The sequence below is a fragment of the Streptomyces sp. NPDC058741 genome (assembly GCF_042746715.1).
GTDB lineage: Bacteria > Actinomycetota > Actinomycetes > Streptomycetales > Streptomycetaceae > Streptomyces.
The window spans coordinates 116,223-134,824 of the sequence record NZ_JBHYQH010000005.1; the positions used below are offsets into that span (position 1 = coordinate 116,223).

Consider the following 18,602-nt stretch of genomic DNA (forward strand, 5'->3'; position numbering starts at 1 on the left):
TATCGCGTCTTCTCGTTTTCACGATATATCGCGCTGCTGGAAAGTCAAGACACCCGTTCTGGGGATGGTGAAGCCGTCATAAGTGTTCGAAGACGGGCGATTCGACCTAGCGTGTGACCATGTCGACGGAAGCAGCCCGCACCGCTCCCGGGTCCGGGGCCCTGCTGCTGTGCCGGGCGGCGCCCGGGGTCGTCGCCCCCGTGGCCCGCCTGCTGCGCGAACCCATGCGGCTCACCCGCGCCGGCGACGACTGGAGCGTCCTGGTCCCGGAGGGCCGGCCCTGGCGGGAGGACGCCGAGCCCGTCGACCGCGTGGTCACCGGCTGGGCCACGGCCCTCGCCGTCGGGGCGCCCTGGCCCGTCCTCGCCCTGTGGTGGGACACCGACCACGCCGGCTTCACCCTCGCGTCCGGCTTCCGCCGCCCGGTCGGTTTCGTGTGGCTCGCGAGCGGCGTCCCGGCGGGGGAGGACGAGGCACTGCGCACCTTCGCCGCGCGCCTCGGTCTCGATCCCGTCCTGGACGTCCGGCCCCTCGACAAGCTGACGAGATTCGATGCCGCGGCCGACGCCGCCGTCCGCCTGCGCGGGCTGCTGGCGGTCCTCGCGCGCGTGGGCGTCCTGCTGCCGCGAGGGCTCACCCCCGGCGAACCGTCCGACCGCCTCGGCCGAGCCGCCGCGCTGCAGCCCGGCAGCGTGTCCGTCGACCGGCCGGACGGGCGCGAGGCGGCCGCCGGACGCGGCACCGTCACCCACAGCCGCCTCGGCCCGTGGATGCCCTGGACCGGCAGCCCCAAGGCCCGCACCCTGGCCCTCGCCCAGATGGCGGTGGGCGTTCCGCTCCTGGCCAGGGGACTGCGGCAGCGCAGTGGCGGCTGGACGGCGGCCGGGGCCCTGCTCCTGGCCCACGGCGCGATGGGCCTGTCCTACGGGCTCACGCTCCCGAGCGAGTGGCGCCCGGGAGGGCCCGGCCGGAGCGAAGGCCGCTGACCACTCGGGCCGGGCGCCCCGCCCCTACTCGTCGTCCTCGTCGTCCAGCCGTGCCAGCCACGTCGCCAGCCGCTCCACCGGCACCTCGAAGTCGGGGTTGAGGTCGACGAACGTCCGCAGCTGCTCGGCGAGCCACTCGAAGGTGACCTCCTCCTCGCCGCGCCGCTTCTCCAGCTCCTCGATGCCGCGGTCGGTGTAGTACATGGGGTTGTTCTCCTGCGTTCGTCCCGGATGGTGGTGCCGGAAACAGCCTACGTACCCGACCGGCGGCCGTGCTCCGCCGCGGAGCGGAAAGGCCCGGCCCCCCGAAGGGGACCGGGCCTTCACGTCAGGCGAGTTCAGAGGCTCACGCCTCGAACACCTCCCGCACCAGCTGCTCCTGCTCGGCCTGGTGCCGCTTCGCGGAGCCCACCGCCGGGGACGACGAGTGCGGGCGCGAGATGCGGCGCAGGCGCTCGCCGTGCGGGACCTCCGCGCCGACCGCCAGGTCCAGGTGGTCGATCAGGTTGAGCGCGATGAACGGCCAGGCACCCTGGTTCGCCGGCTCCTCCTGGGCCCACAGGTACTTCTCGGCGTTCGGGTACTTCTTGATCTCCGCCTGGAGCTCGGTACCCGGCAGCGGGTACAGGCGCTCGATGCGGATGATCGCCGTGTCCGTGACGCCGCGCTTCTGCCGCTCGGCCTCCAGGTCGTAGTAGACCTTGCCGGCGCAGAAGACGACCTTCCTCACGGCGGCCGGGTCGACCGACCCGTCGCCGATCACGGGCTGGAAGTGGCCCGTCGTGAACTCCTCCGCCTTCGCCGCAGCGGCCTTCAGGCGCAGCATCGACTTCGGCGTGAAGACCACCAGCGGCTTGTGGTGCGGGTTGTGCACCTGCCACCGCAGGAGGTGGAAGTAGTTCGACGGCGACGTCGGCATGGCGACCGTCATGTTGTTCTGCGCGCACATCTGCAGGAAGCGCTCCGGGCGGGCCGAGGAGTGGTCCGGACCCTGGCCCTCGTAGCCGTGCGGCAGCAGCAGCACGACGCCGGAGGTCTGCGCCCACTTCTGCTCGGCCGACGAGATGAACTCGTCGACGACCGTCTGGGCGCCGTTGACGAAGTCGCCGAACTGCGCCTCCCACATGACGAGCGCCTCGGGGCGGGCCAGCGAGTAGCCGTACTCGAAGCCCATCGCCGCGTACTCGGAGAGCAGGGAGTTGTAGACGTTGAGCCGCGCCTGGTCCTCGGAGAGGTACTGCAGCGGCGTGTACTCCTCGCCCGTGCTGCGGTCGATGATGACCGCGTGACGCTGGCCGAACGTACCGCGCTGCGAGTCCTGGCCCGCCAGACGGACCGGGACGCCCTCCAGCAGCAGGGAGCCGATCGCGAGGGTCTCGCCCATGCCCCAGTCGATCGTGCCGTCCTCGACCATCGACGCCCGGCGCTGCATCTGCGGCAGCAGACGCGGGTGGACGGTGATGTGGTCGGGGATGTTGACCTGGGACTCGGCGATCCGCTTGACGACCTCCGTGCTCACCGCGGTGTTCACGGCGACGGGGAACTCGGCCTGCGGGTCCGACGGCTCGATCGTGGCCGGCTGGGAGGTGGCCTCGCGGACCTCCGTGAAGACCTTCTCCAGCTGGCCCTGGTAGTCCTGCAGCGCCTGCTCGGCCTCTTCCAGGGTGATGTCGCCGCGACCGATGAGGGACTCGGTGTAGAGCTTGCGCACCGAGCGCTTCTTGTCGATCAGGTCGTACATCAGCGGCTGCGTGAAGGCCGGGTTGTCCGACTCGTTGTGACCGCGGCGGCGGTAGCAGATGAGGTCGATCACCACGTCCTTGTTGAACGCCTGGCGGAACTCGAAGGCCAGACGGGCCACACGGACCACGGCCTCCGGGTCGTCGCCGTTCACGTGGAAGATCGGGGCCTCGATCATGCGGGCCACGTCGGTGGCGTACATGGAGGAGCGCGAGGACTCGGGCGCCGCCGTGAAGCCGACCTGGTTGTTGATGACGATGTGGACCGTGCCGCCGGTGCGGTAGCCGCGCAGCTGCGACATGTTCAGGGTCTCGGCCACCACGCCCTGGCCCGCGAAGGCCGCGTCGCCGTGGATCGCCACGGGCAGGACCGTGAAGTCCGTGCCGCCCTTGTTGATGATGTCCTGCTTGGCGCGCGAGACGCCCTCCAGGACCGGGTCGACCGCCTCCAGGTGCGAGGGGTTGGCGACCAGGGAGACCGCGATCTGCTCGCCGTCGAGGCCGGTGAAGGTGCCCTCGGCGCCCAGGTGGTACTTCACGTCGCCGGAACCGTGCATCGACTTCGGGTCGAGGTTGCCCTCGAACTCGCGGAAGATCTGCGCGTAGGACTTGCCGACGATGTTGGCCAGCACGTTCAGGCGGCCGCGGTGGGCCATGCCGATGACGACCTCGTCCAGGCGGGACTCGGCCGCCGAGTCCAGCACCGCGTCCAGCAGCGGGATGACGGACTCGCCGCCCTCCAGCGAGAAGCGCTTCTGGCCGACGTACTTGGTCTGCAGGAAGGTCTCGAACGCCTCGGCCGCGTTCAGGCGGCGCAGGATGCGCAGCTGCTCCTCGCGCTCCGGCTTGGAGTGCGGGCGCTCGACGCGGTCCTGGATCCACTTGCGCTGCTTGGGGTCCTGGATGTGCATGAACTCGATGCCGGTGGTGCGGCAGTACGAGTCGCGCAGGACGCCGAGGATGTCGCGCAGCTTCATCATCGACTTGCCGGCGAAGCCGCCGACGGCGAACTCGCGCTCCAGGTCCCAGAGCGTGAGGCCGTGCTCGGTGATGTCCAGGTCGGGGTGCTTGCGCTGCTGGTACTCCAGCGGGTCGGTGTCGGCCATGACGTGGCCGCGGACCCGGTAGGAGTGGATCAGCTCGAAGACACGGGCGGCCTTGGTGACGTCGTCGTCGTGGCTCGCGTCGATGTCCTTGAGCCAGCGGACCGGCTCGTAGGGGATGCGCAGCGACTCGAAGACGTCGTCGTAGAAGCCGTTCTCGCCGAGGAGGAGGTTCGCGACCTGGCGGAGGAACTCGCCGGAGGCGGCGCCCTGGATGACCCGGTGGTCGTAGGTCGACGTGAGCGTCATGACCTTCGAGATGCCGAGCTTGTTCAGGGTGTCCTGGGAGGTGCCCTGGAACTCCGCGGGGTAGTCCATGGAGCCGACGCCCATGATCACGGACTGGCCGGGCATCAGGCGCGGCACCGAGTGGACCGTGCCGAGGCCGCCGGGGTTGGTCAGGGAGACCGTGACACCGGAGAAGTCGTCCATCGTCAGCTTGCCGTCGCGGGCGCGGCGGACGATGTCCTCGTAGGCCTGCCAGAACTCGAAGAAGCTCAGCGTCTCGGCCTTCTTGATCGCCGCGACGACGAGCTGGCGGTCGCCGTTGGGCTTGACCAGGTCGATGGCGAGACCGAGGTTGACGTGGTCCGGCTTGACCAGGGTGGGCTTGCCGTCCACCTTGGCGAACGAGTGGTTCATCGCCGGCATGGCCTTGATGGCCTGGACCATCGCGTAGCCGATGAGGTGCGTGAAGGAGATCTTCCCGCCCCGCGCCCGCTTCAGGTGGTTGTTGATGACGATGCGGTTGTCGAACAGCAGCTTCACCGGGACCGCGCGCACGGACGTGGCCGTGGGCAGCTCCAGGGAGGCGTCCATGTTCCTCGCGACCGCGGCGGCCGGGCCGCGCAGCACGACCTGCTCGGGGCCCGAGGGGGCCCCGCCGTCGGACGAGGCCTTCTTCGCCGCGGCTGCCGCCGCGGGCCTGGCGGCGGCCGGCTGAGCGGCCGGGGCGGCCTTCGCAGGGGCGGCGGCCGGAGCCGGTGCCTGCGCGGCGGGCTTGGCCTCGGCGGGCTTCGCCGTCGGCGCGGCGGCGGGCTTCGGAGCGGCCTGAGCGGGGGCCGCGGGCTGCGCAGCGGCGGCCGGGGCCGCGGACTGGGCAGGAGCGGCCGGAGCCGCGGGCTGAGCGGTGGTGGTCCCCGCGGCCCCCGCGGCCGCGGTACCCGCCGGAGCCGGGCCGGCGGCCGCCCCGGGCTTGTAGTCGGCGAAGAAGTCCCACCAGGCTCGGTCCACCGAGTTCGGGTCCTGGAGGTACTGCTGATAGATCTCGTCGACGAGCCACTCGTTGGCACCGAACGACGCGGCGGGGTTCTTGCCCACTTGGTCGGTGTCGGTCGAGATGCTCGAGTTACTGGGGGACTGTGGCGACACGGCGGCAACCGCCCTCTTCCGCTTCACAAGATGATGGACAGCGGGAATCAAGGCTACGCCCCCCCGGCCGTGAAGGTCAGGCCGGGCCCGTGCAACGTCGCGTAAGTCACATCTTGAAGCGTGTTTCGGGGCTTGAAATGGCGGGAAACAAGCGTGGTTCCGCTTCAGGAGGGAACGGCGCGGCCTGACCCGGCGCACCCGCGGTGCGGGGCTGCGCCTGCTCACACGTGTCCGTCAGCGCGGACACTGGTGGATCTTGAGGCTCCGCTTCGAACTTTACGTCAACTCGGCACGGATGGCTCTCCCGGAAGAGTGACAAGAATCCGGCAACCCCGCTCGGATTCGGCCACTCCGATCCGGCCGCCGTGCAGATCGACCGCCCAGCGCGCGATCGCCAGGCCCAGACCCGTGCCGCCGTCGCTGCCCGGCCCCTGCGGCCGCTTGGCGCTGCCGCGGTTGAACCGCTCGAAGACGCGGTGCCACTCCGACTTCGGAATGCCGGGCCCCTCGTCCAGGACCTCCAGCTGCAGCGACTCCGGCAGCGCCCCGCGTCGCGCCTTGACCGTCACCCGGCCGTGCGGCGGACTGTGCTTGACCGCGTTGTCGATGAGATTCGCCACGACCTGGTGGATGCGCTCCGGGTCGGCGTTGGCGGTCAGCTCCGGCGGGGAGACGTCGAGGTGCAGATGGACGTCCGTGCGCGTGTGGCTGCCCGAGCCGGTGGCGATGCCCGCGCGCACCGAGGCGACCATGTTGGCCTCCTTGAGCACACCCGAGAGATACGGCCACACCTCGAACCGCCGCCGCTTCAGTGGGACGACGCCGTTGTCCAGCCGCGACAGGTCCAGCAGCGTCTCCACCAGCCGGCCCAGCCGCTCGGTCTGCTTCAGCGCCGTGCGCATGGTCTCCGGGTCGGCCTGGGTGACGCCGTCGACGATGTTCTCCAGCACCGCGCGCAGCCCCGCGATGGGCGTGCGCAGCTCGTGCGAGACGTTCGCCACCAGCTCCTTGCGCTGGCTGTCCTGGGCCTCCAGCTCGTCGGCCATGGCGTTGATCGTCACGGCCAGGTCGCCCAGCTCGTCACGCCGGTTCTCCCGCACCCGGCGCGTGTAGTCGCCCTGCGAGATGGAACGCGCCACGGCGGTCATCTCGTCCAGCGGCGCGGTGAGCGAATGGGCCACGAACTGCGTGATGAGAAGCGTGGCGATCATCGAGAAGACCGTGATGAAGCGCAGCTCCGTCTTCGTGTGCACCGCGATCACCGACAGGCCCGTGGTGATCAGCACCGAGATGACGACCAGCGCGCCCAGCTTGGTCTTGATCGAGAACGGGCTCACCTTGCCCCAGGGTTCCGGCTCCCCGGGGTCTCTGCGTGCGGCCGGCCCGCCGCTCATGGCGTCGGGGTCTCCAGGGCGTAGCCCACACCGTGCACGGTGCGGATCCGCTCGGCGCCGATCTTCCGGCGCAGCGCCTTGATGTGGCTGTCGACCGTGCGGGTGCCGGAGGCGTCCGCCCAGTCCCAGACCTCGGCGAGCAGCTGCTCGCGGGAGAGCACCGCGCGCGGGGTGTTCGCCAGGCAGACCAGCAGGTCGAACTCGGTGGGCGTGAGGTGGACGTCCTCGCTGCGCACCCTCACCCGGCGCTGGGCGTGGTCGATCTCCAGTTCGCCCAGGCGCAGGATGCCGCTGCGCGGCGTCGCGGCGGCGATCGCGGCCCGCTCCACCCGGCGCAGCAGGACGTGCACGCGCGCCGCCAGCTCCCGCATGGAGAAGGGCTTGGTCATGTAGTCGTCGGCGCCGACCCCGAGCCCGACCAGCATGTCGGTCTCGTCGTCGCGCGCGGTGAGCATCAGCACCGGCACCGGGCGGGCGGCCTGTACGCGCCGGCAGACCTCCAGCCCGTCGAAGCCCGGCAGCATGATGTCGAGGATGAGCAGGTCGGGCTGCCAGGCCTCGGCCGTGTCGACCGCTGCCGGGCCGTCGCCGGCGGTTTGCACGAGGAATCCCTCGGCTCGCAGACGGGTCGCGATGGCGTCCACGATCGTGGCGTCGTCCTCGACGACGAGAACCCGGCGCTGTGCGCCCGGGGTAGCCGTCGCCGAACCGCTGTGGGAGGTCTGTGTCTGCTCCATCGCCCGCCCCTGGGGTGTGCTTTCCGGAATCAGTGGGGTGATTCCTTCTGACTGGCTATGCCTGCGCATGCTTGCGATTGACGCTTGAATGATCGGCGTCGCAGGAGCAGCGTACGGGGAGGCGGCACACCTTTGCTATCCAGGGCTGATGGCGAGGTGCACGACGTCCGGAACGCCCCGGGCAACGGGGATCTCTTCGGTACGCACCTGTTGGAACCCGGCATTCCGCAAGGTTTCTTCGAATTCCGGTGACGGCTGGGCCGACCACACGGCGAGAACTCCGCCGGGTCTCAACACCCGCGCGCAGTGCGCCAGTCCGGCCTCACCGTACAGATGTGCGTTTCCCTCGGTGACCGTCCAGCCGGGGCCGTTGTCGATGTCGAGGCACAGCGCGTCGTACGTGTCGGACGTCTCATGGACGTGCGTCACCAGGTCCGCCTCGACGACGTGCGTGCGGGGGTCGGCGAGGGCGTCCGCGGTGAACACGGAGAGCGGGCCGTCGCGGTGCCAGTCGACGATCGCGCGCTCGCGTTCCACCACCGTGATCCGCCCCCAGCGCGGATTCGCGGACGCGTGTGCGAGCGAGAAGCCGACACCGAGTCCGCCGATCAGTACGTCGGGGTGGCTCCGGCCGGGCAGGGCGGCCAGCGCCGCGTCCACGAGCAGCCGTTCCGAGCGGCCGTCGGAGGTGTCCATCAGGAAGCAGCCGTTCGCGATGATCTCCAGCCGGCCGCCGGGCCGCCTGCGCAGCACGACCTCGCCGTGCGGTCCTTCGCGGCGGTCCAGCACGTCGGGCATGTCGTACGAGGTGACCATGGGGGAATCCTGGCAGGGAAGGGATGTTCGGCGCCGGGATTTTCGACGGGCGACGCGGACGGGGTGCGCGTACCGCGGCACGGCGGGCGGACGGCGCCGGGCGGAGTAAGAAGCGGTCGGCGTGGGCGAGTGCGTGGGCAAGGGCGAGGGCCGGGACGTGACGGAAGCGGCGCCCGTGGCGGATCGGCAAGCGCCCGGCGGTGGGGCTGCCTCGACGCCTGTGGTGGCCGCGCTCGGCGGTGGGGCTGCCTCGACGCCTGCGGCGGACGAGCCCGGCCCCGGCACGGCGGGGCCGCTGGACGGCCTACCGCGGCAGCGGGCGCCGGACCGTTCCTCCCCGTAAGGACGTCCCGGCCGCGGCGCCGGCACCTGCTGCCGACCCCCACCGGTACGCCGTTCACCTTCGGCTTCTCACTCGTCCTCTGCGTCGCCTCGCTGATCACCGCGTACGCGGATCCGGCGCTCGTGCACGGCCTGCTCCAGGCCTCCAGCACCGATGTGGCGCACCTGGTGCGGACGCCCGGGTTCGTGCCGGCCGGCAGCGCCCTGTGGCTCGCGGGTGGAACGGCCTCCTCGTTCGCCGCCGGCCTCGTGCGCGTCCTGACCGCGCTGGAAACGGCGGACCGGCGCCCTGATCGCGGCGGGTGTCTTCCTGCTCGGGCACGTCCTGGCCACGCCGGCGACCGAGGTGCCCGTGGGGCTCGCGATGCAGGCCGGGCACCTCCCCGGCAGTTCCCTGCACCGCCTCGACTACGGCGTCAGCTTCGGTGCCGCCGCCGGGACCGGCGCCCTGGCCGGCCTGCTTCCGCTCCGCCTGCGCCTGCCGCTGCTGGGCACCGCCGGGGCGATGCTCCTCGACGACCTGCTCGCCCTCAGCGACCCGATGACCGACTGGGGGCATCTCATCGCCCTCCTCGTCGGCGTGGCCACCTGGCCTGCGGTCCGGAGCCGGAGCGGGAACCGGCAGCCCGGTCATTCCTCCGACCTGGCACGAAGTACCGCATCCCGCTAGATCGCTCAGAGCGAACACGCCTCGGGGAACATTCGGCCTCCCTCCAGCATTGAGTCGGCATAGCTCAACTTGACTGCCGAAGGGGAGATCATGGCTTCGACGTCCACACCGCTCACCCTGCCTGTGCTGCCGCTCGACGACGAGGTCGTCCTGCCCGGGATGGTGGTCCCACTGGACCTGAGCGACAACGAGGTCCGTGCAGCGGTGGAGGCCGCCCAGGCCGCTGCCCGGTCAACGCCCGGCAAGCCCCGGGTACTCCTGGTGCCGCGGATCGACGGCACCTACGCGAACACCGGCGTCCTCGGCACGGTCGAACAGGTCGGCCGCCTCGCCGACGGCGATCCGGGCGCCCTGATCCGCGGCCGGGGGCGGGTGAGGATCGGTGCGGGGACGACGGGCCCCGGCGCGGCCCTCTGGGTCGAGGGCACGAGCGTCGACGAGACCGTCCCGGAGCCGGTGCCCGGCCAGGTCGCCGAACTGGTCAAGGAATACAAGGCCCTCGCCACCGCCTGGCTCCGCAAGCGCGGTGCCTGGCAGGTCGTCGACCGGGTCCAGGCCATCGACGACGTCTCGGCGCTCGCCGACAACTCCGGCTACTCGCCGTTCCTGACCACCGAGCAGAAGGTCGCACTGCTGGAGACCGCCGACCCGGTGGCCCGGCTCAAGCTCGCCACGCAGCAGCTGCGCGACCACCTCGCCGAGCAGGACGTGGCCGAGTCCATCGCCAAGGACGTCCAGGAGGGCGTCGACAAGCAGCAGCGCGAGTTCCTGCTGCGGCGTCAGCTGGAGGCGGTCCGCAAGGAGTTGCGCGAGCTGAACGGCGAGCAGGAGGGCGAGGAGTCCGACGACTACCGTGCCCGGGTGGAGGCCGCCGACCTGCCCGAGAAGGTCCGCGAGGCCGCGCTCAAGGAGGTCGACAAGCTGGAGCGGTCCTCCGACCAGTCCCCGGAGGGCTCCTGGATCCGCACCTGGCTCGACACGGTCCTGGAGATGCCGTGGAACGAGCGCACCGAGGACGCCTACGACATCCAGGGTGCCAAGGCCGTGCTGGACGCCGAGCACGCCGGCCTGGAGGACGTCAAGGAGCGCATCACCGAGTACCTGGCGGTGCGCAAGCGGCGTAACGACCGGGGCCTCGGCGTCGTCGGCGGGCGGCGCGGCGGTGCCGTGCTCGCGCTCGTCGGTCCGCCCGGCGTCGGCAAGACCTCGCTCGGCGAGTCCGTCGCCCACGCGATGGGCCGCAGGTTCGTCCGGGTCGCCCTCGGCGGTGTGCGCGACGAGGCCGAGATCCGCGGGCATCGGCGCACGTACGTCGGCGCGCTGCCGGGCCGGGTCGTCCGGGCGATCAAGGAGGCCGGGTCGATGAACCCGGTCGTGCTGCTCGACGAGATCGACAAGGTGGGCTCGGACTTCCGGGGCGACCCGGCCGCGGCGCTGCTCGAAGTGCTGGACCCGGCGCAGAACCACACCTTCCGGGACCACTACCTGGAGGTCGAACTCGACCTGTCCGACGTCGTCTTCCTCGCCACGGCCAACGTCCTCGAGGCGATCCCGGAGGCCCTGGCCGACCGGATGGAGATCGTCCGCCTGGACGGCTACACCGAGGACGAGAAGGTCGTCATCGCCCGCGACCACCTGCTCCCGCGCCAGCTGGAGCGGGCCGGGCTGGACAAGGAAGAGGTGACCCTCGACGAGGACGCACTGCGCAGGCTCGCCGGCGAGTACACGCGCGAGGCGGGCGTGCGCACCCTGGAGCGGTCGATCGCCCGACTGCTGCGCAAGGTCGCGGCCCAGCACGAACTGGGCGAGCGGGAGCTGCCGTTCACCGTCCGGGACGAGGACCTGCGCGCGCTGATCGGCCGGCCGCACCACGTGCCCGAGTCCGCCCAGGACCCGGCCGAGCGGCGGACGTCCGTGCCGGGTGTGGCCACCGGGCTCGCGGTGACCGGGGCCGGCGGTGACGTGCTCTACGTCGAGGCGTCGCTGGCCGACCCGGAGACGGGCGCGGCGGGGCTGACCCTCACCGGTCAGCTGGGCGACGTGATGAAGGAGTCCGCGCAGATCGCGCTGAGCTTCCTGCGCTCGCACGGCGCCGAGCTGGAACTGCCGGTGGCCGATCTGAAGGACCGGGGCGTGCACATCCACTTCCCGGCGGGCGCGGTCCCCAAGGACGGCCCGAGCGCCGGCATCACGATGACCACGGCCCTCGCGTCCCTCCTCTCCGGCCGGCTGGTCCGCACGGACGTGGCGATGACCGGCGAGGTCTCGCTGACCGGGCGGGTCCTGCCGATCGGCGGGGTCAAGCAGAAGCTGCTCGCGGCGCACCGGTCCGGGGTCACCACGGTGATCATCCCCAAGCGCAATGAGCCCGACCTGGACGACGTCCCGGCGGAGGTGCTGGACAAGCTCGACGTCCACGCCGTCACCGACGTCCGCCAGGTCCTGGAGCTGGCGCTCGCGCCCGCCGCGAGCGGCGCGGCGCAGGAGGTTCCGGTGGCCGCGTGACGGAGGTCATCGGATGAGGGAAGGCCCGGGTCCCGTGAGGGAGGCCCGGGCCTTCACCCCTGCGCGGGGCCTGTCGACACGCACCCCGCGACCTGCGGAATACTTGCCGAGCTGCGGCGGCGCCCGCAGCCGTTGGAGAATTCAGACAGCGGGCGACAACCGAGGCAGGGCTGACGTGCACGACGGCGGCAACGACGAGGAACACCGCGAGGCCGATGCGCGAAGCGGTGTGAACCAGCCCGCCTTCCTCGCGCTGGAGCGCGAGCTGACCGTGCTGCTGCGGCGCGCCCGGGCCAGCCAGGGCGAGATGGCCCGCGAGGTCCACCCCGACCTGGAGCCCTCCGCGTACGGGCTGCTCGTCCGGCTGGGCGAGTGTGGCAAGCAGCGGGCCACCGAGCTCGCCGCCTACATCGGTGTCGGCAAGGCCACGATGTCCCGCCAGCTGCGCGCCCTGGAGGAGCTCGGCCTGGTCGCCCGCGAGCCCGACCCCGCCGACGGCCGGGCCTGGCTGGTCGCCCTCACCCCTGAGGGCCAGGACCGCGTCCGCCGGGTCCGGGAGGCCCGCCGCGCACGCTACGCCGGCCGTCTGGCCGACTGGGACACCCGCGAGGTCACGGAGCTGGCCCGGCTGCTGCACCAGCTCAACCGCGGCATGGAGAAGTAGCGGCCCCCAGCGCGGCCAGGGGCTGCAGGCACCCACCCGTCCGCCCCGCGACGCCCGGCACTTCCCCAGAGCTCTTCGAGCAGAGAGCCCCTGGACGAGCAGGCGACCCCTCTCTCGTCTCACCGGGCGAGAGCCCGAGTACGCCCCGTGCCAACGGCTGGGGCGGCCTGGACCGGCCGGTCCGCCGCACGGCCACCTCCGCACGGGGACGTCCGCCCGGCACGCCGGGAGCACGTACCGGACGCCGCGGGGCCGCCCTCCGGGCGACGACGGCGGTCGTGACCGCGGGTCCGCTCGCCAGGTCACACAGTGCCTTCACCGGTGCCGGGCCCAGCCGCTGTCGCGCCTGGCGAAGAGCGCTGCCGCTGGGCCCAACCGTTGCCAGGCCCGACAGCCCGGCACGCAACCGGTCGAGGACCTGCCGGTAGCCCGACCCGTTGAACAGCGCTCCGGCCAGCAGCAGGTACACCGTGACCCGCGCCGGCAGCAGCCGGACCCTGCGCTGCACCGCACCGGTCGCCGCCAGCACCTCGTCGACCATCTCGATCGGGATGATCCTGGTCAGCTCACCGATATGCCCCGGCGCGAACACCCCGGCCGCTACCCCGACCGTCCTGGTCATGGCAGCGGAGCTCCTGTGGTCAGGACGTCTTGGACGACAAACCTCTTCTACACCAGCTCCGCTGCCTCGTTCACCAGCCTTGACGAAGAGCCTCCGCCCTCAACTGAACGGCGTTGCCCCTAGAACTCGACGTACACGACCGTCGCGTCGTCGTGCGCCTTGCCCCGGCCCGGGAACGCCCGGGCGGCGTCCGAGCGTTCCAGCGTCCGGACGCGGTCCACCAGCGCCTGCGGGCCCTCCTTGCGGACGAGCCGGAGGCAGTCCGTCCAGTCGCCCTCCCCGAAGCGCTCCACCCAGCGGCCCGCGCCGTCGGTCAGGGCGGCCAGGGCGCGGACCTCGCGGCGGGGCAGGGCGCCGGTCACCGCCCGCCGGGCCACGGCGGGGTCGGCGGCGGCCGTGAAGAAACCGCCCTCCTTGTTGCGGACCGTCGCGTCCACCAGCGCGTCCGTGGCCAGGGCCGAACGCGGGAGCAGGGCCAGCCGGTCGTCGAGGACGGGTGTCACGACCCCGTCCGGGGACTCCAGGAGCAGCGCCGAGTCCGACAGGACCAGGTACTCCACCGTGTCCGGATTCCAACGGGCCGCGACCACCGTGGCCTGCGGAGTGCGCGGGTGAGAAAGGTCACAGGTTGCCGCATGTGCCTCGGCGGTACGCGCGAGGGCGCGGAACAGGGCGTCGACCAGGGGAACATCCGGGAGGGAAACGGTCAGTTCGGTCAGGGCGCCGCCGAGCCGTGCGGTGTACCAGGGGACCGAATGGAGACAGCCCGTCCCGGTCCGCGGCGGCGTGACACCGTCCAGGACGACGACCGAACCGCCCTGTCCCGAGGCGGGGAGCCCGACAGCGGCGAAGTCCTCGTTGGGGCGGTCGGCGTCTCCTGGCTCCGAGGCGAGTTCCGTACGCATCCGGCCAGTCTGCACGAGCTCTTCACAACGTCCGCAAAATGCCGCCGTCGGTCGCCGGACCGGTGTACCCGCGCAGGTCGGCCGCCCTGTTTGGGAGGGAATGCTTTGTTCCGGGAAGACGTGGTGGCGAATACTGCCACCGCCCTGCTTCCGGCGTCCAACCGGCGTGCCGCGCCCGGCCCCTGCAAGGGCCGGTGGAACTTGCCCCTCAACTCCCCTCCGGGGTTCACTCCTTCGAGTGGCGGGTCAGGTGATGCGCGTGCGCTGCCCACCGGCGCTGGGAGGGTCGGGAAGTGTACCGGGAGTGCGCACCAGTTGACGGAGCGTCATCCGGGCCCAAGGTTCACTAGTCAGGAATGCGAGCACCGGTGCAGAAGACGCGGCCTCGTCGCACAGGCAAACAGACGGCCCCCGCTCAGGGAGCCGATCCGACGCCCCCCACCGGCAAGGGACGACCCACACACGTACGCAACCGGCTGATCGTGGCCGTGGCCGTGGTCGCCGCGGCCATCGCCGGTGCCGGCACGCCGTCCGTGCTGGCCGCCTCCGGGCAACTCCACGACACGCAGGAGCTGGTGACGCTCGCCGGGCAGACGCAGGACGCCCTGGCGCTCGCGCACTCCCTCGCCGACGAGCGTGACAAGGTCACGGCCTACATCGCGGCCGGCCGCCCCAAGTCCAAGGCACCCTCCGAGCAGCACAGCGCCCGCGTGGACCGGCAGGTCGAGGAGCTGCGCTCCGACAGCGACACGCCCGCCGGGCTCCGCTCGGACCTCGACGCCATAGCCGCCGTACGGCGCGCCGCGCTCACCGGCAAGAGCAGCGCCCTCGAAGCGCACCAGGCGTATTCCGTGACCATCACCGGCCTCCACCGGATCGCCGAGGACCTGGCGCAGCAGACGCCGCCGCGCGCCGGCGCGGGCGGCCACGCCCTGGCCGAGCTGGACTCCGCCGTGCAGCAGGCCGCCGCGGCCCGGGGGCTGTTGCTCGCCGCGCTCAGCGTGCCGAGCAGCACGCGGACGGTCATCGACCCGGTCACCGGCCTGCCGACCGGGACCTCAGGGTCCTCCGGCGCCGACAGCCGCCGCCGTGACGCCCTGAGCGCCGCCGCCCAGCAGGCCCGGCTGCGCTCCGACGCGGCCCTGGCCGACTTCCGCGCCACCGCCCCCAAGGAGGCCCGCACCTCCTTCGACAACACGGTCACCGGCACCGAGGTCAACTCCGCAGAGAAGTACCTCGCGACCCTGACCGACCAGCCCTCCCTCTCGGACGGCGAGCTCTCCACCGACCCCGAGAAGCTGGACGCGGCCCTCTCCGCCCGCGTCGACCTGATGCGCGGCGTCGAGTCCGCCCTGTACGACCGCCGCACCAAGGACCTGGAGGCCCTGCGCGACGACGACGTCACCGCGCTGGAGATCCGCATCGCGGTCCTCGGCGCCCTGATGCTGCTCGCCGTCGGTGTCGCCACCGGCATGGCCCGCAGCCTCACGCGCCCCCTCGCGGTGCTGCGCCTGGGCTCCAAGCGCCTCGCCGAGGCCGAGGAGCCGGCCACCGAGGAGCCGGTGAAGTTCACCGGCCGCAACGACGAGTTCGCCCAGGTCGTCCGCTCCGTCAACGCCCTGCACGCGCACGCCGCCGCCCTCACCGAGCGGATCACCACGCTGGAGTCCGACCGCAAGCACCTGGTCGGCCAGCGCCAGAAGATGGCCGACGCCCGCGAGGAACTGCGCGGTCAACTCGCCGATTCCGGCGCCCAGCTGGAGCGGCTGCGCACGGCCATCGGCGGCACCTTCGTCAGCCTCGCACTGCGCACCCTCGGCCTCGTCGAGCGCCAACTCGCCGTGATCGAGGGCCTGGAGGAGCGCGAGCAGGACCCGGAGCGCCTCGCCACGCTGTTCAAGCTCGACCACTTCGCCACGGTCATGCGCCGTCACAGCGAGAACCTCCTGGTGCTCGCCGGCACCGAGCACGTCCAGCACGCCGCCGGACCCGTGCCCCTCGTGGACGTCGTCCGCGCCGCGGTCAGCGAGATCGAGCGCTACGAACGTGTCCGGATCGCGGCCCTGCCCCCGCACGCCCACATCGCCGGGTTCGCCGCGGACGACCTCTCCCACCTGCTGGCCGAGCTCCTGGAGAACGCCACCTCGTTCTCCCCGCCGGACCTGCCCGTGGAGATCTCCGGCTGGCTGCTGGAGAACGGCGAGGTCATGCTCTCCGTGCAGGACGAGGGCATCGGCATGGCCGACGACCGCCTGGAGCGCCTCAACTCCCGCCTGAGCGAGTTCGACCCGGAGGCGCCCTACGACCAGGAGGGCGAGGACGGCCTCGGCCTCGGCCTGTACGTCGTGGCCCGCCTCGCCCACCGCCACGGTGTGCGCGTGCAGCTGCGCGAGCAGAAGCAGGGCGGGGTCGCGGCGGTCGTGGTCCTGCCGCGCACCCTGCTGGCGGCGGCCCCGGCCGCGGCCGTACCCGCTTCCGGCCCGGCGGGCGGGGGCACGCACTCCTTCTCCCTGCCCGGCGCCGACGCCGAGGCCAACTCCAACGTCCTGCACGGCCGGACCGACGGTGGGGACCCGCTGGTCGCGCTGGCGGAGCGGGCGGTCGAGCGGGAGGAGGCCGGCGGGCATCCCCATCCGGACGAGGACGCCGGGGGGCATCCGGAACCGGCCGAGCCCGAGGAGGCCCCGGCCGCCACGCAGCCGGTGGAGACGCCCGCCGAGACGACGATGGAACTGGTCGCCCCGATCCCGCAGGGCGAGCCGGAGCCGACACGGCACGATTCCGCGGCCGCCGACGGCACCTCCGTCCCGCCAGGGGCACCCGCGTACGACCACGAGAGCCGCACGCGTGGCGCGGGTGGGGACGAAGACGCCGAAGGCGGTGCCGAGGCGGAGGCCGACGCCGAGCAGGAACGCGTCACCGACAAGGGCCTCCCCAAGCGCACACCCAAGATCACCGCCACCGCCACCGCTCCACGCCAGCGCAGCGGCTCCGTGGACGCCGAGGCCCTGCGCCGCCGGCTCGGCGGCTTCCGCCAGGGCGCGCAGGCCGGATACCGCGAGATCGAGGCGGAGATCGCCGAGAGGACGGCCTCGCACCAGCGGCCGGCGACCGGCACCGCAGTACCAGCTGGACCGGAAGAAGCCACGGGGGGCACAGCCGAGGAGGCAAGCAGTTGACCGCGCCCAGTACCTTCGGACTGATCGGACTGAGCAGTGAGGCCCGCAACCTGCACTGGCTGCTGACCAACCTCGTCGAGGAGGTGCCCGGCATCCTCTCGGTCGCGGTCGTCTCGTCCGACGGACTGCTCCTGCTCTCCTCCGACGAGCACCGCAACAAGGAGGCCCGGCAGGCCCTGCAGGCCGGCGACACCGGGCGGAGCGGGCCCAGCGGCTCCGCCGCCGACCTGGCCACCATCGTCTCCGGCATCGGCAGCCTCACCATCGGCGCCGCCAAGCTGATGGACTACGGCGGGGTCAAGCACACGATGATCGCCATGGACGAGGGCAGCCTGTTCGTGATGTCGATCAGCGACGGCTCGCTGCTCGGCGTCCACGGCTCCGCGGACTGCGACATGAGCGTGGTGGCGTACCACATGGCTCTGTTCGTCGGCCGCGCCGGCCACGTCCTGACGCCGGAACTCCGCAGCGAGCTCCGAAAATCCCTGGAGGAGTCCCAGACGACCAGGAGTGCACGATGAGCAGTACGCCCAGGCAGCAGCTCCCGATGCGCGGCGGCGACCGCAAACCCGCCCGGGTCCGCCCCTACTCGCTCACCGGCGGCCGTACCCGTTTCGGGCACGTCCTGCTGGTCGAGACGTTCGTGGCCAGCACGGCCGCGCTGGAGGCCGCAGAGGAGCGCAGGGAACTGACCAACGGCTCCCTGTCCACCCGTGTGATGCCGGAACTGCGGGCCATCGTCGAACTGTGCCGCCGGATGCGAACGGTGGCCGAGATCGCCGCGCTGATGAAGATGCCGCTCGGTGTGGTCCGCGTGCTCCTCAGCGACCTCGCGGACCAGGGAAGGATCCGTGTGTACGGAACGGGAACCGGCCACGGCACGGGCCGCCCGGACCGCGCTCTGCTGGAAAGGGTGCTGAGTGGACTCCGTCGTCTCTGACGCCGCTCACGGCGTCACTGCTTCAACCCCGTCGGCGCAGCCGGACGAGAACATGCATGCCTGGCAGACGGATCGCACCCGTGCTCCCATTGCCACGAAGATCGTGGTGGCGGGCGGCTTCGGCGTGGGCAAGACCACGATGGTCACCTCCGCCTCGGAGATCACGCCGCTGCAGACCGAGGCGCTGATGACCGAGGCGAGCGAGGGCACCGACGACCTCACCGCCACGCCGGGCAAGACCTCCACCACCGTCGCCATGGACTTCGGGCGCCTCACGCTCGACGACGACCTGGTGCTCTACCTGTTCGGCACGCCGGGCCAGCAGCGGTTCTGGTTCATGTGGGACGACATCGTGCGCGGCGCGATCGGCGCCGTCGTGCTGGCCGACACGCGCCGCCTGAAGGACTGCTTCCCGGTCCTCGACTACTTCGAGAGCTCCGGGCTGCCGTATGTCGTCGCCGTCAACCACTTCGACGACAGCGAGCTGTTCGAACCGGAGGACGTGAGGGAGGCGTTGACCATCCCGCGACACATACCTGTCATGATCATGGACGCGCGTCGCCGGATCTCCGTGATCGAGACCCTCCTGGCCCTCGTGGGCCACGCGCTCGACGAAACCCCCGAGTAGG

The 18,602-nt window shown here is 71.8% G+C and carries 15 protein-coding genes; 8 read left to right on the plus strand and 7 right to left on the minus strand.

What is annotated here, in order from left to right; translation table 11 throughout:
• Positions 1–119: 119 nt before the first annotated feature.
• Entirely contained in the window at positions 120–986 is an 867-nt protein-coding gene (locus ACFW6P_RS05970) for a hypothetical protein (RefSeq protein WP_386352089.1), read from the plus strand.
• Positions 987–1,010: 24 nt separating this feature from the next.
• Here ACFW6P_RS05970 and ACFW6P_RS05975 read toward each other — a convergent pair whose 3' ends face one another.
• From ACFW6P_RS05975 to ACFW6P_RS05995, 5 genes are all read right to left on the minus strand, one after another.
• The gene (locus ACFW6P_RS05975; protein WP_386352091.1) at positions 1,011–1,190 is read right to left on the minus strand and encodes a DUF6104 family protein; all 180 of its coding nucleotides are present in this window, start codon (positions 1,188–1,190) and stop codon (positions 1,011–1,013) included.
• Between the two features lie 142 nt (positions 1,191–1,332).
• Positions 1,333–5,199 carry a multifunctional oxoglutarate decarboxylase/oxoglutarate dehydrogenase thiamine pyrophosphate-binding subunit/dihydrolipoyllysine-residue succinyltransferase subunit gene (locus ACFW6P_RS05980; protein WP_386352094.1) on the minus strand — a complete coding sequence of 1,289 codons (3,867 nt, stop codon included), beginning with the start codon at positions 5,197–5,199 and terminating at the stop codon, positions 1,333–1,335.
• A gap of 281 nt (positions 5,200–5,480) precedes the next feature.
• The gene (locus tag ACFW6P_RS05985) at positions 5,481–6,593 is read right to left on the minus strand and encodes an ATP-binding protein (protein ID WP_386352097.1); all 1,113 of its coding nucleotides are present in this window, start codon (positions 6,591–6,593) and stop codon (positions 5,481–5,483) included.
• The gene (locus ACFW6P_RS05990) at positions 6,590–7,330 is read right to left on the minus strand and encodes a response regulator transcription factor (RefSeq protein ID WP_386352099.1); all 741 of its coding nucleotides are present in this window, start codon (positions 7,328–7,330) and stop codon (positions 6,590–6,592) included. The genes ACFW6P_RS05985 and ACFW6P_RS05990 overlap by 4 nt, the downstream gene beginning before the upstream one ends.
• A 135-nt stretch (positions 7,331–7,465) precedes the next feature.
• A complete protein-coding gene (locus tag ACFW6P_RS05995; RefSeq protein WP_386352102.1) occupies positions 7,466–8,146 on the minus strand; it encodes a spermidine synthase in 681 nt (226 codons plus the stop codon).
• A 667-nt stretch (positions 8,147–8,813) separates the two neighbouring features.
• Here ACFW6P_RS05995 and ACFW6P_RS06000 point away from each other — a divergent pair.
• The 3 genes from ACFW6P_RS06000 (at position 8,814) to ACFW6P_RS06010 (ending at position 12,327) form a co-directional block, all read left to right on the plus strand.
• Positions 8,814–9,158, plus strand: coding sequence for a rhomboid-like protein (locus ACFW6P_RS06000; RefSeq protein WP_386352425.1), 345 nt, complete (start codon positions 8,814–8,816; stop codon positions 9,156–9,158).
• Positions 9,159–9,248: 90 nt separating this feature from the next.
• Positions 9,249–11,663: an endopeptidase La gene (lon, locus tag ACFW6P_RS06005; RefSeq protein WP_386352105.1), complete on the plus strand. Its 2,415-nt coding sequence runs from the start codon at positions 9,249–9,251 to the stop codon at positions 11,661–11,663.
• 175 nt (positions 11,664–11,838) lie between these two features.
• Complete coding sequence (locus ACFW6P_RS06010) at positions 11,839–12,327, plus strand: MarR family winged helix-turn-helix transcriptional regulator (protein WP_386352107.1); 489 nt, start codon at positions 11,839–11,841, stop codon at positions 12,325–12,327.
• Here ACFW6P_RS06010 and ACFW6P_RS06015 read toward each other — a convergent pair.
• Together ACFW6P_RS06015 and ACFW6P_RS06020 are read right to left on the minus strand one after the other, a co-directional pair.
• Positions 12,305–12,949, minus strand: a complete 645-nt coding sequence (locus ACFW6P_RS06015; protein ID WP_386352110.1) for a transposase domain-containing protein — start codon at positions 12,947–12,949, stop codon at positions 12,305–12,307. The genes ACFW6P_RS06010 and ACFW6P_RS06015 overlap by 23 nt on opposite strands.
• A gap of 119 nt (positions 12,950–13,068) precedes the next feature.
• A complete protein-coding gene (locus tag ACFW6P_RS06020; RefSeq protein WP_386352113.1) occupies positions 13,069–13,854 on the minus strand; it encodes a protein phosphatase 2C domain-containing protein in 786 nt (261 codons plus the stop codon).
• A gap of 368 nt (positions 13,855–14,222) precedes the next feature.
• On the opposite strand from ACFW6P_RS06020, the gene ACFW6P_RS06025 reads away from it, so the two are divergent.
• The 4 genes from ACFW6P_RS06025 to ACFW6P_RS06040 are packed head-to-tail and all read left to right on the plus strand — an operon-like array spanning position 14,223 to position 18,601.
• The gene (locus tag ACFW6P_RS06025; protein ID WP_386352116.1) at positions 14,223–17,033 is read left to right on the plus strand and encodes a nitrate- and nitrite sensing domain-containing protein; all 2,811 of its coding nucleotides are present in this window, start codon (positions 14,223–14,225) and stop codon (positions 17,031–17,033) included.
• Positions 17,030–17,554 (plus strand): roadblock/LC7 domain-containing protein, encoded by a 525-nt coding sequence (locus ACFW6P_RS06030; protein WP_386352119.1) that lies wholly within the window; start codon positions 17,030–17,032, stop codon positions 17,552–17,554. The genes ACFW6P_RS06025 and ACFW6P_RS06030 overlap by 4 nt, the downstream gene beginning before the upstream one ends.
• Positions 17,551–17,973, plus strand: a complete 423-nt coding sequence (locus tag ACFW6P_RS06035) for a DUF742 domain-containing protein (RefSeq protein WP_386352122.1) — start codon at positions 17,551–17,553, stop codon at positions 17,971–17,973. Before ACFW6P_RS06030 ends, ACFW6P_RS06035 begins: the two co-directional genes overlap by 4 nt.
• Positions 17,954–18,601: an ATP/GTP-binding protein gene (locus ACFW6P_RS06040; protein ID WP_386352125.1), complete on the plus strand. Its 648-nt coding sequence runs from the start codon at positions 17,954–17,956 to the stop codon at positions 18,599–18,601. The genes ACFW6P_RS06035 and ACFW6P_RS06040 overlap by 20 nt, the downstream gene beginning before the upstream one ends.
• Position 18,602 lies beyond the last annotated feature (1 nt).

Coding starts and splice junctions, on each gene's coding strand:
- ACFW6P_RS05970 (WP_386352089.1), top strand. CDS start 120: ATGTCGACGGAAGCAGCCCGCACCGCTCCCGGGTCCGGGGCCCTGCTG.
- ACFW6P_RS05975 (WP_386352091.1), bottom strand. CDS start 1,190: ATGTACTACACCGACCGCGGCATCGAGGAGCTGGAGAAGCGGCGCGGC.
- ACFW6P_RS05985 (WP_386352097.1), bottom strand. CDS start 6,593: ATGAGCGGCGGGCCGGCCGCACGCAGAGACCCCGGGGAGCCGGAACCC.
- ACFW6P_RS05990 (WP_386352099.1), bottom strand. CDS start 7,330: ATGGAGCAGACACAGACCTCCCACAGCGGTTCGGCGACGGCTACCCCG.
- ACFW6P_RS05995 (WP_386352102.1), bottom strand. CDS start 8,146: ATGGTCACCTCGTACGACATGCCCGACGTGCTGGACCGCCGCGAAGGA.
- lon (WP_386352105.1), top strand. CDS start 9,249: ATGGCTTCGACGTCCACACCGCTCACCCTGCCTGTGCTGCCGCTCGAC.
- ACFW6P_RS06015 (WP_386352110.1), bottom strand. CDS start 12,949: ATGACCAGGACGGTCGGGGTAGCGGCCGGGGTGTTCGCGCCGGGGCAT.
- ACFW6P_RS06020 (WP_386352113.1), bottom strand. CDS start 13,854: ATGCGTACGGAACTCGCCTCGGAGCCAGGAGACGCCGACCGCCCCAAC.
- ACFW6P_RS06035 (WP_386352122.1), top strand. CDS start 17,551: ATGAGCAGTACGCCCAGGCAGCAGCTCCCGATGCGCGGCGGCGACCGC.